General features: G+C 46.4%; 14 protein-coding genes. 9 read left to right on the top strand and 5 right to left on the bottom strand.

What is annotated here, in order from left to right:
• Position 1: 1 nt before the first annotated feature.
• From whiA to pfkA, 3 genes are all read left to right on the top strand, one after another.
• On the top strand, positions 2–916 hold the full coding sequence (gene whiA / locus T488_RS0108575; protein ID WP_028520417.1) for a DNA-binding protein WhiA: 915 nt from the start codon (positions 2–4) through the stop codon (positions 914–916).
• Positions 906–4,313, top strand: a complete 3,408-nt coding sequence (locus T488_RS0108580) for a DNA polymerase III subunit alpha (RefSeq protein WP_028520418.1) — start codon at positions 906–908, stop codon at positions 4,311–4,313. Before whiA ends, T488_RS0108580 begins: the two co-directional genes overlap by 11 nt.
• Positions 4,314–4,463: 150 nt before the next feature.
• The gene (pfkA, locus tag T488_RS0108585) at positions 4,464–5,426 is read left to right on the top strand and encodes a 6-phosphofructokinase (protein WP_028520419.1); all 963 of its coding nucleotides are present in this window, start codon (positions 4,464–4,466) and stop codon (positions 5,424–5,426) included.
• Positions 5,427–5,471: 45 nt separating this feature from the next.
• Here the strand turns inward: pfkA and T488_RS0108590 are convergent, their stop codons facing one another.
• On the bottom strand, positions 5,472–6,389 hold the full coding sequence (locus tag T488_RS0108590) for a S1 RNA-binding domain-containing protein (protein ID WP_028520420.1): 918 nt from the start codon (positions 6,387–6,389) through the stop codon (positions 5,472–5,474).
• Between the two features lie 64 nt (positions 6,390–6,453).
• Positions 6,454–6,810 (bottom strand): hypothetical protein, encoded by a 357-nt coding sequence (locus T488_RS0108595; RefSeq protein ID WP_028520421.1) that lies wholly within the window; start codon positions 6,808–6,810, stop codon positions 6,454–6,456.
• Between the two features lie 174 nt (positions 6,811–6,984).
• Between T488_RS0108595 and T488_RS0108600 the strand changes: the two genes are divergently transcribed.
• The 6 genes from T488_RS0108600 (at position 6,985) to T488_RS0108625 (ending at position 12,049) form a co-directional block, all read left to right on the top strand.
• Positions 6,985–7,173: a DUF951 domain-containing protein gene (locus T488_RS0108600; protein WP_028520422.1), complete on the top strand. Its 189-nt coding sequence runs from the start codon at positions 6,985–6,987 to the stop codon at positions 7,171–7,173.
• Between the two features lie 49 nt (positions 7,174–7,222).
• A complete protein-coding gene (gene prfA / locus T488_RS0108605; RefSeq protein ID WP_028520423.1) occupies positions 7,223–8,296 on the top strand; it encodes a peptide chain release factor 1 in 1,074 nt (357 codons plus the stop codon).
• Between the two features lie 5 nt (positions 8,297–8,301).
• Complete coding sequence (locus T488_RS0108610) at positions 8,302–9,315, top strand: L-threonylcarbamoyladenylate synthase (RefSeq protein ID WP_028520424.1); 1,014 nt, start codon at positions 8,302–8,304, stop codon at positions 9,313–9,315.
• A complete protein-coding gene (gene coaE, locus T488_RS17475) occupies positions 9,312–9,983 on the top strand; it encodes a dephospho-CoA kinase (RefSeq protein WP_051536402.1) in 672 nt (223 codons plus the stop codon). The genes T488_RS0108610 and coaE overlap by 4 nt, the downstream gene beginning before the upstream one ends.
• Before the next feature lie 74 nt (positions 9,984–10,057).
• Positions 10,058–11,461, top strand: coding sequence for an aminopeptidase (locus tag T488_RS0108620; protein WP_051536403.1), 1,404 nt, complete (start codon positions 10,058–10,060; stop codon positions 11,459–11,461).
• Between the two features lie 117 nt (positions 11,462–11,578).
• Positions 11,579–12,049, top strand: a complete 471-nt coding sequence (locus T488_RS0108625; protein ID WP_155267189.1) for a GNAT family N-acetyltransferase — start codon at positions 11,579–11,581, stop codon at positions 12,047–12,049.
• Positions 12,050–12,322: 273 nt separating this feature from the next.
• Here the strand turns inward: T488_RS0108625 and T488_RS0108630 are convergent, their stop codons facing one another.
• From T488_RS0108630 to T488_RS0108640, 3 genes are all read right to left on the bottom strand, one after another.
• Positions 12,323–13,261, bottom strand: coding sequence for a LysR family transcriptional regulator (locus tag T488_RS0108630; protein WP_028520427.1), 939 nt, complete (start codon positions 13,259–13,261; stop codon positions 12,323–12,325).
• Between the two features lie 84 nt (positions 13,262–13,345).
• A complete protein-coding gene (locus T488_RS0108635; protein WP_028520428.1) occupies positions 13,346–15,583 on the bottom strand; it encodes a DEAD/DEAH box helicase in 2,238 nt (745 codons plus the stop codon).
• Positions 15,584–15,594: 11 nt separating this feature from the next.
• Positions 15,595–16,914 carry an ATP-binding protein gene (locus T488_RS0108640; RefSeq protein ID WP_028520429.1) on the bottom strand — a complete coding sequence of 440 codons (1,320 nt, stop codon included), beginning with the start codon at positions 16,912–16,914 and terminating at the stop codon, positions 15,595–15,597.
• Positions 16,915–16,918: the final 4 nt, after the last annotated feature.

Below are 16,918 nucleotides of genomic sequence, written 5' to 3' on the forward strand. Positions count from 1 at the left end.
GATGTCCTTCTCAAATGATGTAAGAAGAGAGATCTGTTCCTCTGTAAATGATAAAGACAGGCGTTTTGCCTGTCTTTATGGTATGCTCCTGTTTTCCAGAACTCTCACCGACAGATATATTTGTTTTCAGAGCGAAAGCGGTACATCAGCAGAGCTGTTCCACAGTCTTTTCGGTGCTGTATTCAGGTCTGAGCCTGTTATGGATCAGCATACCAGAAAAAACGGCACGGTGCTTTACACCTGCGAGGTAAGGGACGCTGATGCTGAAGCGGTCTTCCGAAAGTACAGGATCGCAGGAAATACAAGAGCTATAGATTCCGAGATTATTGCCACCAATAGTCTCGGAGTTTTTACAGCAGGGGTATTTCTTGCCTGCGGAAGTGTAAATGATCCCTCCAAGGAGTATCATCTGGAGTTCGCCTGCCCTGAGGAGGGACTGGCTTCCCAGCTTGCTACGCTTCTTCATGACATCGGAGTTACCGCCAAGACAATGATACGCAGAGGACAGAATATAGTTTACATCAAGGGCAGCGAATCCATTGAGGATACGCTGACCTTTATCGGTGCGCCCCATTGTACTCTGGAGCTCATGAATATGAAGATATACAAGGATATACGCAACAAAGCCAACAGGATAGCCAACTGTGACGCTGCCAATATAGATAAGGTCGTTAAGGCTGCCATGAAGCAGATAGAGGATATAAAGCTTATCGACAAAGTGATCGGACTTGATGAGCTTTCCGATGAACTTCGCGAGGTGGCACAGCTTCGTCTTGACAATATAGATATGAGTCTCCAGGAGATAGGAGAGACCCTCAGTGAGCCCATAAGCCGTTCGGGAGTGAATCACCGTTTCAAGAAGCTTGCAAAAATGGCAGATGAGCTTCGTATGGGAGGTGCGGAGATTGAAAAGTGACGAATTTGTAAACCTCCATGTCCATACCGAGTACAGCCTTCTGGACGGAGCATGTCGCATAAATAAGCTCATAGCCCGAGTAAAGGAGCTGGGGCAGACTGCTGTTGCCATTACGGACCACGGTAATATGTACGGTGCAGTAGAGTTCTGGAACGCCGCAAGAGCCGAGGGGATTAAGCCTGTTATCGGCTGCGAGGTCTATGTTGCCAGAAGGACGCGTCATGACCGTGAGCCCAAGCTGGACTCCTCTCCCTATCATCTCATACTTCTCTGCGAGAACAATGAAGGCTACAGAAACCTTGTAAAGCTTGTTTCAGCGGCAAGTATAGAGGGATTTTACAACCGCCCGAGAGTTGATATGGAGCTGCTGAAAAAGTATAACAGGGGACTTATCTGTATGTCAGCCTGTCTTGCAGGAGAGATACCGCGGCTGCTGGTCGATGGTCACTATGATGAGGCAAAAGCAGTTGCCCTTAAATATCAGGAGATATTCGGCAAGGGCAACTACTTCATTGAGGTTCAGAACCACGGCATAAATGACGAACTCAGGATACTGCCCCTGCTTTACAAGCTCTCAGCTGAAACAGGGATAGAGCTTGCGGCGACCAATGACTGCCACTATATAAATAAAAGCGATGCCGAGATGCAGAACGTGCTCCTGTGTATACAGACGGGAAAAACATTGGACGAGCCTAATCCCATGCGCTTTGAGACCGATGAGTTTTATGTTAAATCAGCGGAGGAAATGGCTGAGCTTTTCAAAGGACATGAGGAGGCAGTCACCAATACTGCTAAGATCGCAGATCGCTGCAATGTGGAGTTTGAGTTCGGGAATATAAAGCTGCCCAAGTTCACTATTGAAGGAGTAGAGGATAATACTGTTTATTTTCGTGAGCTCTGCCGCAGGGGCATGATAGAGCGATACGGTGCAGAGCCTCCTGAAAATGTCAGGGAGCGCATGGAGTACGAGCTTGATGTCATAACAAAAATGGGGTATACGGACTACTACCTTATTGTCTGGGACTTCATACGATATGCCCGTGAGCATAATGTCCCCGTCGGTCCGGGACGCGGCTCGGGAGCGGGAAGCCTTTGTGCCTATTGTATCGGAATTACGGGCATTGACCCTATAAAGTTCAATCTGCTCTTTGAGAGATTTCTCAATCCCGAGAGAGTTAGTATGCCCGACTTTGATATTGATTTCTGTATTGAGGGACGACAGAGTGTAAAGGATTATGTAGTAAAACGATATGGTTCTGACAGAGTTTCCGAGATAATCGCCTTCGATACCCTTAAAGCCAGAGCAGCAGTACGCGATGTGGGACGTGTTCTGGGAATGTCATATCAGCTTTGTGACAGGGCTGCCAAGGAGATAGATCCCAGAGCTACCCTCGATGAAGCACTTAAAGAGTCTGAGGAGCTTGACTCGCTTTATCATACCGACAGGGATATGAGAAAGCTCATAGATCTTGCACGTCAGCTTGAAGGTATGCCCCGCCATGCTTCGACTCACGCGGCAGGCGTTGTTATATCGGCAGTTCCACTCAGTGACCTTGTACCCCTTCAGCGTAATGATGATACCATAGTCACACAGTACACCATGGGTATACTTGAGTCGCTTGGACTTCTGAAAATGGATTTTCTTGGACTGCGTAACCTTACTATTATAAGAGATACAGTCAACGAGATTCACCGGACTGATCCTGATTTTGACATAAGCCGTATCCCAACTGATGATATTGAAGTATATAGGATGATGTCGGCAGGCGACACCGAGGGCGTGTTCCAGTTTGAGAGCGAGGGCATGACAGCCAGAGTTATGGAGCTGTGTCCCGAGAGACTTGAAGACCTTATCGTTATAATCTCATTGTACCGTCCCGGACCTATGAAGTCCATACCGCTGTATATCGAGAACAAAAAGCACCCGGAGAAGGTCACCTATAAGCACCCGCTGCTGAAGGATATACTTGAGGATACCTACGGCTGTATGGTCTATCAGGAGCAGGTAATGGAGATATGCCGCAAGCTTGCAGGCTATTCCTACGGTCACGCAGATATAGTCCGCAGGGCTATGGCTAAGAAAAAGCACGATGTTATGCTGAAAGAGCGCGAGAGCTTTGTAAAGGGCGCCTCCGAAAACGGAGTCTCAGAGGAGATCGCCAACTCTGTTTTTGACGAAATGGTAAGCTTTGCCTCCTATGCCTTTAATAAGTCTCACGCGGCAGCTTATGCTTACCTTGCCTATCAGACAGCATATCTCAAGTGTCATTACCGCGGTATTTACATGGCTGCACTTATGTCAAGCGTTATGGGAGTCAGCGGAAAGCTGGCAGAGTATATAAACTCATGCAGAGATTACGGTATAGAGATACTTCGCCCCGATATAAACAAGAGCAACAAGGGCTTTACCTTTGTGGACGGTAAGATGTACTTCGGACTTCTTGCCATAAAGAATGCAGGAAGCGGACTTGCTGATAAGATAATCGCAGAGCGCACCGAAAACGGCGATTTCAAAAGCCTTCAGGACTTCTGCGAGAGAGTTGAGGGCAGAGAACTAAACAAAAAAGCTCTTGAAAACCTCATCAAGGCAGGCGCCTTTGACGGTCTTGGCTATAACAGGCGGCAGATGCTGGAGAGCTATGAGATGCTGCTGGATATGGCTGGCTCGGGCAACAGGGGAGTTATTGAAGGGCAGCTCAACTTTCTTGACGGGGCAGACACTTCTGAGATGAATGTGCGGATACCCTATAAGCAGGAGTATGACCACAAGACCCTCCTCACCCTTGAAAAGGACGCCACGGGAATGTACCTCAGCGGTCATCCGCTTTCACCCTATAATTGGCTGATGGAGCTCATGCACACACGAAAGATAGGTAATATCATATCTGACTCATCTATAAGGGACGGCATGGCTGTCAAGCTTATCTGTTCCGTAGAGAGCTCAAAGCTCCATATTACCAGAAACGGTGACAAAATGAGCTTTCTTGAGCTGTCAGATGATACGGGAGAGATCGAAGCAGTAGTGTTTCCGGACCTTTTCATGGTAAGCGGCTCTAAGTTAGTAAGCGATGCTATCGTATACATCAGCGGAAAGATCTCTGTCAAAGACGACAGAGTTACGGTCATATGCGGATTTATCGCCTCAGAGAATGAGTTTGCAAGACTTGCTTCCACAATGAAGCTGTGTATAAAGACTACCTCCGCAGCAGCCTCAGTAAGTGACGAGCTGAAACAGCTCTGCGACAAGCACAGAGGAGATACAGCAGTCTGCTTTTATCTCTCAGATGTGAAGAAAACAGTTTCGCCCCGTGTAAGGCTGTCACTTTCCGTGAATGAGACTTCTTTTTCGGAGCTGAGTGAACTTTTCGGAAGTGCGAATATCGGCCTTATAAGCTGATTTTTCGGACAAAAGCAGATCATTGCGGAAAAAATGTGGAATATACTTGACATTTTTTCCACAAAGTAGTAAAATATAAGAGTATGGAATTATGCCGCAGCAAAACTGCGGGTTCAACAATATATGCCAAGCGCAGAATGGAGAATATGTATGATCAAGAAAATCGGTGTCTTAACAAGCGGAGGAGACGCTCCGGGAATGAATGCCGCAGTCAGAGCAGTTGTAAGAACAGCTCTCAGCAAGGGCATGGAGGTCTACGGAATCCGCAGAGGTTATGTTGGACTTATCAACGGCGACATCATCAAGATGGACGAGAGAAGCGTTTCTGATATTATCCACACAGGCGGTACTGTTCTTTATACAGCAAGATGCCCCGAGTTCAGGACCATGGAAGGCGTTGCAAAGGGCAAGGCTAAGTGCGATGAGCTTGGTATCGAGGGTCTCGTAGTTATCGGCGGCGACGGTTCATTCAGAGGAGCTGCTGACCTTTCGGCACAGGGAGTTCTCTGTATCGGTCTTCCCGGTACTATCGACAACGATATTGCCTGCACAGATTATACCATCGGATTTGATACAGCTATGAACACAGCTATGGAGCTTGTTGACAAGCTTCGTGATACATCTCAGTCCCATGACAGGATCTCAGTTGTTGAGGTAATGGGACGCGGAGCAGGTCACATCGCTGTAAATACAGGTATTGCCTGCGGAGCTACAGATATTATTACAAAGGAAGTTCCTTACGACATCAATGCTATTGCAAATACAATGCTGGCTAAGAAGGCTAAGGGCAAGCAGAACTTTGTTGTTATCGTTGCTGAGAGCGTTGGTCACTCACAGGAGATCGCTACTGCTCTTCAGGAGAAGACAGGTATCGAGGCAAGAGCAACTATCCTTGGTCACGTTCAGCGCGGCGGCTCACCTACAGTAAGAGACAGAGTTGAAGCTACAAGAATGGGCTACTATGCAGTTGAACTCCTTGAGCAGGGTATCGGCAACAGAGTTGTTGGTATCAAGGACAGCAAGATCGTTGATTACGATATACAGGAGGCTCTGTCGATGCATAAGCCTTATGACGAGAAGCTCCACCATATTGCAGAGCAGATCGCATTCTGAGTATAATAAATATAATGCACCTGAGTATATCAGGTGCATTTTTTATCAGAAGACGGTTTTTATGTTTTTGCCGGATGATGCAGTGGAGTATTGCCAGAGACATATTTTGTCGTCATCTATAAAGTATTTTATAGGAAGCGGTTCGGAGCTTTCTCCGCAAACGTCAACGATTATCAGCTTTATCTTCATCTTATCCGGTATTATCGCCTTAATGTAGACACTGACGCTCTGCCCTGCCTTTATGCCTTCTTTGGGTTCCGCCAAACCTGCAAGATTGGGGGCAAGCTCAACAAAGACTCCATAATCTTCAATTGAACGAACTATTCCCGGCACTGTTTCTCCAGTCCTGAACTGACGTGCATTTTCCTCCCATGTGCCGAGCAGTTCCTTGTGGGAAAGGAATATCCTGCCGTTTTCGTTTTTTGTAACTACGGCTTTGATCAGCTGACCGGCAGTAAAACGGTCGGATGGGTGGGATATTCGTGAAACTGACATTACATCTATCGGGATAAGAGAGGGCACGCCGCAGCCAATATCCACGAAGCTTCCGAACTGCTCAAGGTGAGTGACTCGTGCTTCTATTATATCACCAGGTGAGAGCTTGGATATGTATTTGTCTATACATTGAAGCTGAGCGTCTTTTCTGGATAATACAGCAATAAGTTCGTCATCATTTCCGAGAGCGAGCTCCTTGACCTTGAAGCAGACGATTTTATTCACCCGTGATATAAGAGCAATATCACGGGTGTTTCCTTCCTTTACGCCAATGGCGCCTTCCTCGCGCGGTATAATGCCTTTTGCGCAGGGAAGATCAACGATGAGGTCATGGGAGCTTGTGCAAAGTACAGCTTTCGCCTCAAGAATAATACCCTTCTCCATAGCTTCGGCAAGACCTTCGTATGTGGATATGAGCCTCTGATTTGCTATACTTTCAAAAATGCAGCCTTCAGGTCTGTGATCCATATTTATACCTCCGTAATTATAAAAACTTTGTAGTTGATTATATGCACAGGAGGTGAAGGATATTCTACTGTGCGAACCTTATATTAAGTCCGCCCATAGCATTTAGAAATGCGATGACGTTGTCAACAGCAGCACTTCCACATATTATGCAGGTAGTGGTCTTTCTGTTTCTTGCAGGCTCGGGGATAATGTCCTTTGACGCCGGGGACTCAATTACCGAGGTCAGGAAGTTAGTATGAGTGTTATAATAAGTGGGGATGACAGTAAATGTTGTACTTCTGCCTATACGTTCTGCACGTTCTGAGAACCTGTTATAGATCATTTTAGCCGAATACACATAGTCCACGCTTTCCCTTATTCTCTTCATTGCGTACTCCGCAAGCTCGGGAGTTTCAAATTCAGCGGTAACTCTTGATAACATAACTTTGATTTCCTTTCTGGTTTTTTGTATGTGTTCAATATGTTTGACTGGGAGTTTTTATTATTTTTCACCAAAATGAAAAAAATATACTCCTAAAATATTGATTTGAGAGCGTATTTAGGGTATAATGAAGAATGTACGATTTTTCATTTTTTGCGGAAGGGGGATACTGCTTTGGATATCAGACCGGGTGATGTGCTTACTATGAAAAAAAATCATCCCTGCGGCGGAAACAAAATGTTTGTGATCCGTTCGGGAATGGACTTCAGGCTCAGATGTATGAAGTGTGCAAGAGAATTCATGGTTGCCCGCAATAAGATAGAGAAGAGTATCCGAAACGTAAAACACGCTGATGAGGGTTAGCTTACTGCAACGTCTTTTGTAATATTTTTAGCATTAAGGAGAATACTGAATGTTTGAAAAGCTTGCATTAATGGAGCAGAAGTATAACGAGATAAGCGAAAGGCTTGCTGATCCAGAAGTCATCAGCGACAATAAGCTGTATGCACAGCTTATGAAGGAGTTCAAAAATCTTACACCTATCATCGAAAAATACAGGGAATATAAAAAGGCACAGGCGTCCTTTGAAGAAGCAAAGGAGCTTCTGGAAGGCGGCGGACTGGACAAGGACTTCAAGGAAATGGCTCAGGCTGAGTACGATGAGTCAAGAGAGTCCATAGAGAGCACGACTCAGGAGCTTAAAGTGCTGCTCCTTCCCAAGGATCCCAACGATGATAAGAACGTTATAATTGAGATAAGAGGCGGCGCAGGCGGCGAGGAGGCTTCTCTCTTTGCAAATTCACTGTACCGTATGTATACAATGTATGCGGAAGCCAACGGCTGGAAGCAGGAGGTGCTCAGCGCCAATCCTACCGAGCTGGGCGGTTTCAAGGAGATCTGCTTCTCTATTGAGGGCGAGGGCGCATATTCCCGCCTTAAATATGAGAGTGGTGTCCACCGTGTACAGCGCGTTCCCGAGACTGAGTCTCAGGGACGCATCCACACCTCGACAGTTACCGTGGCAGTCCTTGTCGAAGCAGACGAGGTCGAGCTTGAAATAAATCCCACGGATCTGAAAATAGACTATTTCCGCGCAAGCGGTGCAGGCGGACAGCATATAAATAAAACAGAGTCCGCTGTAAGAATAACATATCTGCCCACCAATGTTGTGGTGGAGTGTCAGGACGAAAGAAGCCAGCATAAGAACAAAGATAAAGCAATGAAAATTCTGCGCTCAAGGATCTACGAAGCTATGCAGGAGGAGCACGACGCTAAGATCGCATCGGAGAGAAAAATGCAGGTCGGTACAGGAGACCGCTCCGAGAGGATCAGGACTTACAATTATCCGCAGGGACGTCTTACGGATCACCGTATCGGTCTGACTATATACAGACTCGAGGATATCCTTAACGGAAATCTTGATGAAGTATTTGATGCGCTTGCTACTGCCGATCAGGCTGCCAAGCTCGCAAATCAGGAAGCGTAGTTTTTATGGATACAGTTTTACTTAGCGACAGGGAATCAGATCTTATAAAGGCTGCTGAGTTTATAAAAAGCGGCGAAATAGTAGGCATACCTACTGAGACTGTCTATGGTCTCGGAGCCGATGCTTCCAATGAGGAGGCTGTGGCTATGGTATTCCGAGCCAAAGGCAGACCTGCCGACAATCCGCTCATAGTGCATCTGGCTGATTTTTCTCAGGCTGTGAAATATACAAGTTCGATCCCAGAGCTTGCCTATAAGCTTGCGGAGAGATTTTGTCCCGGACCGCTGACAATGGTGCTTCCAAAGAATGACAGGATCCCCATGATAACCTCTGGGGGACTCGACACCGTCGGAATAAGAGTTCCTTCACACCCTGTAATGCACAGGATAATCGAACTCTCAGGCTGTCCCATTGCAGCTCCGTCAGCTAATACCTCAGGCTACCCCAGCCCTACCTCAGCTTCTCACGTTATGCGTGACATGAACGGAAAGATTGCGGCTGTAGTTGATGGCGGAAGCTCGGAATTCGGCGTGGAATCTACGGTGATCTCCATTGAGAGTGAAAATACCGTCAGGATACTCCGTCCGGGCTGTGTCACCAAGGAGATGCTTTCCGAGATCTGCGACGAGGTCATTATCGACCATGCGATCCTTCACGAGCTTGAAGCAGGACAGAAGGCAGCTTCTCCGGGTATGAAGTACAAGCACTATTCGCCCAGAGCCGATATAATCATGGTAGAAGGCAGCCTTAGCAGCTTTATTTCCTATGTTGGCGAGCACTGTGGTGATGGTGTGTATTCCCTGATTTTTGACACTGACAGGGATAATTTCCCTTACAGATATATGACCTACGGCAAAGACAGCTCCGAGCAGGCACATCTGCTATTCCAGCGCCTCCGCGAGCTTGATGACATAGGTGCAGAGAAGGTCTATGTCCGCGCTCCCAGTCCCGAGGGAGTAGGACTTGCAGTATATAACCGCCTCATAAGGGCGGCAGGATTCGAGGTGATAAGGATATGAACAGTCTCAACGGAGTCATGGTCGTCGGACTTACAGGTCAGACAGGGGCAGGCAAGAGCACAGTCTCAAAGATATTTGCCTCCAACGGCTTTGCTGTCATCGACGCCGATCAGGTGGCGAGAAAAATTGTTGAAAAGGGCACAAAATGTCTCGATGAGATAGCTGATTTCTTCGGCTCTCAGGTCATCAACGAGGACGGTACTCTTAACCGTAAGGCTCTTGCAGGCATCGTTTTCTCTGACAAGTCAAAGCTTGAAATGCTCAATACTATCTCATATCCTTATATCACAGGCGAGATCCTTCGTCAGATCAGAGTTCACTCCATGAAGGGGGAGAAGCTCATACTTCTTGACGCTCCCACTCTTTTTGAGAGCAGAGCCGATGATTTCTGCGAGATAATCATATCTGTTCTTGCTGATGCTGATATACGTGAAAAGCGTATCATCTCCCGTGACGGTCTAACCGCAGATCAGGCAAGAAAAAGAATGAATTCCCAGCTCAATGAGGAGTTTTTCATCAGTCACTCGGATTACATAATCCACAACAACGGAGATCTAGATACTGTAAACGGTATCTCATGGGAAGTTTCGGGAAAGATCAGGGAACTCTTCAAAAGCAAGCAGACACCCGTCCAGTGCAGCAACTCAGCCGATATGGCTGTGCTATAAATCAATATCTATAGTCAACGTCGGAGTATCTATGGCGTTGACTATTAATTTTCTGCGAAAGGAGAATACAATTAATGGCAGAAAAAAAGGACTCAGCAAAGAAGCTCAAAGAAAAGCTCCTTATGCAGCGTAAAAACGCTTATCACCGCATTTCTGACAAGGACCTCAAGGCTTGCGACAAGTTCTGCGAGGGCTACAAGGACTTCATGAACAAGGCGAAGATCGAGCGTGAAGCAGTTATTTATTCTATCGACCTTCTCAAGAAGAAGGGCTTTGTAGAATACAAGGAAGGTATGAAGCTGAAGGCAGGAGACAAGATCTACCGCAATAACCGCGGCAAGGCTGTTCTTGCAGCTATAATCGGTACTGCTCCCATAACAGAGGGAGTAAGGCTCTGCGCAGCTCACATCGACTCACCCAGACTTGACCTGAAACAGAATCCTCTTTATGAGGACACTGAGATGGCTCTTTTCAAGACCCATTATTATGGCGGTATCAAGAAGTATCAATGGACTACTATCCCTCTTGCTCTCCACGGTGTGATCATCAAGGCTGACGGAACAAGCATTTCCGTAAATATCGGCGAGGACGAAAAGGATCCTGTATTCGTAGTTACAGATCTTCTTCCTCATCTTGCTGCTGCACAGATGCAGAAGCCAATGGGCAAGGGTATAACAGGCGAGCAGCTCAATATCGTTATCGGTTCCCGTCCCTTTAAGGACGATGAGGAAAGCGGTTCCGTAAAGCTTGCTATCATGAACATTCTTTTTGAGAAGTACGGTATCACTGAGGCAGACTTCATTTCCTCAGAGCTTGAGGCAGTTCCTGCGTTCAAGGCAAAGGACATCGGCTTTGACAGAAGCATGATCGGCGCATACGGTCATGATGACAAAGTGTGCGCATACACAGCACTTATGGCAACAGCTGAGTGTAAAAAGCCCAAGCATACCGTAGTTACTGTCCTTACCGATAAGGAGGAGACAGGCAGCGACGGAAACACAGGACTCCGTTCTTCATACCTTGAGTATTTTGTAGCCGATATTGCAGAGGCTCTCGGCTCAGATGCAAGAACAGTCCTCTCGGCTTCCGAGTGCCTTTCCGCAGATGTAAACGCAGCTTATGACCCCACATTCCCTGAAGTAAATGAGCGCAACAACAGCGCATACATCAATCACGGTGTAGTTGTTACCAAGTACACAGGTGCAAGAGGCAAGGCAGGCACATCTGACGCTTCCGCAGAGTTTACAGGACGTATCAGACGCCTTATGGACGCAAAGGACGTTATCTGGCAGACAGGCGAGCTTGGCAAGGTAGATGAAGGCGGCGGCGGTACAGTTGCTGCATACATCGCAAACCTCAATGTTGATACTATAGACCTGGGAGTACCCGTGCTCTCGATGCACGCCCCCTATGAGATAGTTTCAAAGGTAGATACCTACATGGCATTCAAGGCATTTGAGGTATTCATGGCTGACTAAGCTATTATTACGAAAATAAGCCATAGTGTTTCGTTATAAAGGAACACTATGGCTTTTTTGTTGACTTGGTATGATTTATAATGTATAATTGATACAACACTACTATTTACGGAGAGAATGATGAAAAGCTTTAATGTATATGAAATGGAATACAGCGGAGAAGCATCAGCACCGCCTGATATAAGTCTTATCCGATTCAGCGAGGAATATTATCCACAGTATGAGCAAATATACAACGAATGCTTCTATGAAATGAGGAAGGCGCTTGATGTAAAGCCATATAATTTTTATAATGGTATAGAACAGCTGATAGATAAAGCAGAACACATATATCTTTTATTCGATGGCAATACGATCATAGGCAGCGTAGGCTGCTTCGGCGCTGAGATAGATGATCTGATAGTTGATCGGGCGTATCAGGGCAGGGGATTTGGAAAGAAGCTTCTGTTGTGGGCGATAAACTATATACGAAGCTATACTGATAAGCCTATAACTCTCAATGCAGCACAATGGAACAACAGAGCAGTGCAGCTATATGAAAGTGCAGGCTTTGTGATAACAAAGACAGTTACAATTACCCGAAGCTGACATTATGAAGAAAAATCGAAGTAAATATTAATGAAATGTAAATTGCTTACTTAAATAATCGATAATAAATAATACATATAAAGGAATTAAATTTTTATATTTGCATTAAATAGCACCTTATGCTATAATAATTTATGGAAAGTCATTCTTTCATAAATGACAATCTCATATCCCCTTATTAAGAATGAGAACCTCCCCCCTAATGGCTCTCATTCTTTTTTTCGCCAAAAAAAGCCCCGATCAAAGACGGAAAGCCGTCTGATCGGGGTATAATTATATTTCAAGTCCTTCAACCTTATCAGCATACTCGTAAACTGCTCTGATACAGTCAGCGATGAGTGTGCTGTTTTCGCTTGCTTTACGATAGATTATCATATCTCTGTTGAGATTATTTGCGTATGAACATTTTCTTGTTACAAGGTCGTTGTACTTCAATACCTTCTGAGACATGGGAGGTACCCACATATAGGAGTTCTTGACAGTCTTGAGCATACTTACCTGTGTACCTCTGTCATAGATAAAGATACGCTTTGTGGAGCGCTTGTCATCATAGTCCTGATTGATGGAGGCTCTCCTCATCATCTCAGGCTCGTCATCACCGTGGATTATCTCAGGATAATCGAAGAGAAGCTCATAGGGGATATCCTCATATTTTGCAAGAGGGTGATTCATACCCATGACTATCTGGAGGGGGAACTCCATTACAGTGCGACCAACAAGGTTACGTGCCTTGAGACGGCTTTCGATCATGTCTGCATAAGTGCTGGGGATCCTGATGAAGCCAATATCATACTTACCTGCGCAAATATCTTCCATGACCTTGGCGGTACTTGTCTCCATAACGTGTACCTCTATCTTGTCTGTCCTTTCGGAATAGTCGCTGATGAGCTTACCCATTGCAGATGTTGCGTAGGTGGAACGAGCAGCTGCGACCTTGAGTTTGAGTTCATTCTCGGGAGTCTGAGCATAGTCTCTTTCAAGGCTTTGCATTTCGTCAACGATAGTCTGGGCTCTTGCAAGGAATTCTTCTCCCTCGGGAGTAAGGATCATGCCATTGGGAGAGCGGTTGAAGATCTGTATGCCGAGAGAAGCTTCGAGCTCCTTAAGAGCGATACTGATATTAGGCTGTGCCTGATACAGTTTTTTTGCTGCCTTAGTGATACTACCTTCTCTGGCAACAGCGATTACATATTCAAGCTGCTGAATTTTCATAATACATCCTACCTTTATCCTTTGTCATTTTTGTGCTTAATATTATATCACTTTTTAGCTGAAAAATCAAGACATATTTTGCGATTAATATATTAATTCTTTCCAGCCAAGTATTCGTGACTTCATTTCCTCAATATTGAGTATTCCATAGGCGAAACCTTTTTTTACAAGCTCCGGGGGGAGAAACTCATCATACTTCTCAAATACGGGGACTTCGCCCTGATATACAAGATCAAGAGGATCAAATTCTTTCTGTGCTTCCTCAAGAAGAACGGCAAAGAATTCTTGCGGTGACACCTTCATAGTGAACTGTATATAGTAGGGGCGGCAGGAGTCCATGCCCCTTAGTCCGAGTCTGTCTCCGCATTTCAGCTTCAGGAAACGCTCCATGGCGAAGAATGCGTATGTACCCAGCCACGGGAACAGGCACCACATATTTCCGCCAAGACAGATGAGCGGCTGATCTATGACACCTGAGTTCTGAGCAGTCATACGAGCCTGAGCCAGTCTTGCAACAGCATTTTTCATAAGATATGGGTACTTTTTATCCTCTCTGAGTACCTGCTGCATACGCATTATGATCTTGGTGTTTATATCTCCGGGACAGTCTCCGAAATATGCGGGGACTTTTCCTTTTATCTGTTCGCAGTAAACAAGCCGTCTTTTGTGGTCCACTTCTTCAACTATCCACACATGACCTGCAATAGCGATCTTTTCGCCTTTAGGAGGCGGCATAACGATAGTGCCAAGCTCCTGAGAGCCCCAGCGCACGGTGTATTCTTCGTTTTCCTGGAATACCGCGTAAAACTTGAAGCTGTTAACAATACTTTCTCCTGCAAGTCCGACAATGAGACCGCCTTCTTCAGTACGCTGTATATGGTCATTTTCAAGAAGATGTCTCAGAAGTACTTTATAGTCCTCCTGAGTTATCCTGTGGAAGTATTTCAGCGAGAGTACCTTTGAAGCCAGTGCAGCAGGGGAGAGCTCACCACAGGAAGCAAGAGTGCTCATGGTCTGATGATAGAGCAGACTGAATGGAAGTCGGTCAAGCTTCGGCGGCTCAACCCAGCGCTCCTCCAGATATACCTGAATAAGAGCGATACCCTGTATCAGCTTCCACGGTATTGTTTCGGGTAGCATTGAACGCGGTTCCGGAAGCTCCTCACGTATAACGAACCACATCTCTGGCGGAAGGTCGCGTCTGCCGGTGCGTCCCATTCTTTGCAGAAATGATGATACAGTAAAAGGAGCATCGATCTGAAAAGCACGTTCCAGTCTGCCTATATCTATTCCAAGCTCAAGTGTAGCCGTAGTACAGGTGGTCATAAAGGTGTCCTCGTCCTTCATGGCTTCCTCGGCAGTCTCGCGGTAAGCAGCTGAAAGGTTTCCGTGATGTATCAGGAACCTGTCACGTTCATGATTAGCCTCGCAGTAGGAGCGCAGTGTAGTTGTCACCGCCTCGCACTCCTCCCGTGAATTGACGAAAACAAGGCATTTTTTCCCTCTTGTGTGCTCGAAGATATACCCCATGCCCGGGTCTGCGTGTTCGGGAGCAGTATCCGTTTTAGCATCAAGAACCGGCAGTGCTTCCGAATTTTCCTTTTCATCAGGCTGATTTTGCTGGCTTATGTAAAAGTGTTCCATGGAGAGACGCCATTTTACGCCTTTATTTTCTATTCTGGGGATAACAGTTCCTCTGCCTGTACCATAGGAGAGAAACTCACCTGCGGCTGTGGGATCGCCAATCGTAGCGGATAGACCTATCCTTCGCGGATTTACACCTGCCATTCTGCAAAGTCTCTCGATAAGGCAGATCGTCTGACCTCCGCGGTCACCCCGCATAAGGGAGTGTATCTCGTCGATGACAATGAACCTGAGGTCACCGAAAAGCTTTGGTATCAGTGCGTGCTTGCGAAGTAGCATAGCCTCAAGAGACTCGGGGGTTATCTGGAGTATGCCCGATGGATTTTTCAGCATTCTGCTCTTGTGGGACTGGGCAACATCACCGTGCCAGTGCCAAACGGGAATATGCGCCTCCTCGCAAAGCTCATTGAGACGCATGAACTGGTCGTTTATAAGAGCTTTCAGAGGGCCGATGTATATAGCGCCAATGCTCATGGGCATATCCTCGCTGAACAGTGTGAGGATAGGGAAGAAGGCAGCTTCAGTCTTTCCCGAAGCAGTTGAAGCAGTCAGCAGTACATTCTCGTCCGTATTGAAAATCGCATCGCCTGCCGCAGCTTGTATAGCGCGCAGAGACTCCCAGTTATTACGGTAAATGAAGTCCTGTATGAAGGGCGCATATCTGTCAAAAATACTCATAATACAGATCCTTATATTTCAAACTCAGCAAATTCTTCATTGGTCTGGTCGTTCTGACCAACAGAAGGCTTCACATGAGCCATTGAGTCGGAGGCAATGAACTCGCTGACATTTATCTGCGGATTCTGGTAAACGATGTCCAGCAGCTCAATAAAGTCACGTATGACCTCGCGGGGCGTGATATGGCTGTCAGAGCCTATTCGGGAAAATTCCAGCTGAATAAAATGTACCATATCTTCCTGAGTTATTTTCTGAGCGTAGTCAAAGAGCTGTGCGTGAATATCGGCAAGCTTTTCCGTCAGCACCAGCATTTCCTCATAGGTAAGGGGAATGAGATGAATAACAGGAGCCAGCATATCCTTGACGCCTTCACGTCCGAAGCGTCCTTCAGCCAGTCGGGAGCGGAGAGCCTCATAGCTGTAGACGCCGCGTCGTGTATCCTCGATACACTGAGGAGTTCCGCCCATTATGATACCCATATACTTTGCCTTGCCCTGAAGGGTATCATTGTACATTGTCAGTATCTTTTCATAGTTATACTGCCTTGTGATGCTGTTCGGTATCTTGTAAATGTTAACAAGCTCATCGATGAGTACAAGAAGACCGCTGTAACCTGCCATTTTAAGGAACATGGCAAATAGCTTGATATATTCGTACCAGTCGTCATCGCTTATGACGATATTGACTCCCAGCTCAGACTTAGCCTCGGTCTTGTTGACATATTCGCCGCGGAACCATTTCACTACCTTTGCTTTATCCTCATCATTGCCCTCTGAGGACGCGCGGTAGTATATGGTAAGGAGCTTGGCAAAGTCAAAGCCATGGACCATTTCGTTCAGAGCATTTATAACTTCATATATCTTTTTTTCTACAGCCTTTCCGAACTCGACAGAGTCGGGAGAAAGACCTGTTTCTGCGGCAGTTTCCGCCTGTACTCCGCTTATCCATCTGTCGAGGATAAGGGTAAGCGCTCCGCCGTCTGGACGTGTTTTTGTGGACATATTGCGGATAAGCTCCTTGTACGTGGCAAGTCCCTGTCCCTTTGTGCCCTGAAGGCGCCTTTCGGGAGATAGATCGGCGTCCACTACGACGAAGTTCCTGTCCATAACATGACTTCTTATAGTTTGCAGCAGAAAGCTCTTACCGCTTCCGTATTTACCCGAGATAAAGCGGAAAGCTGCACCGCCGTCGGCGATAATATCCACATCGTGTAGAAGAGCGTCTATCTCGTTTTCACGGCCTACGGTTATATATGGCAGACCTGTACGCGGCACAACTCCGCCTTTTAGCGAGTTTATAACTGCGGAGGCTATTCTTTTGGGTATCTTCATAGTT

Source organism: Ruminococcus flavefaciens ND2009 (assembly GCF_000621785.1).
Classification (GTDB): Bacteria; Bacillota; Clostridia; order Oscillospirales; family Ruminococcaceae; genus Ruminococcus; species Ruminococcus flavefaciens_C.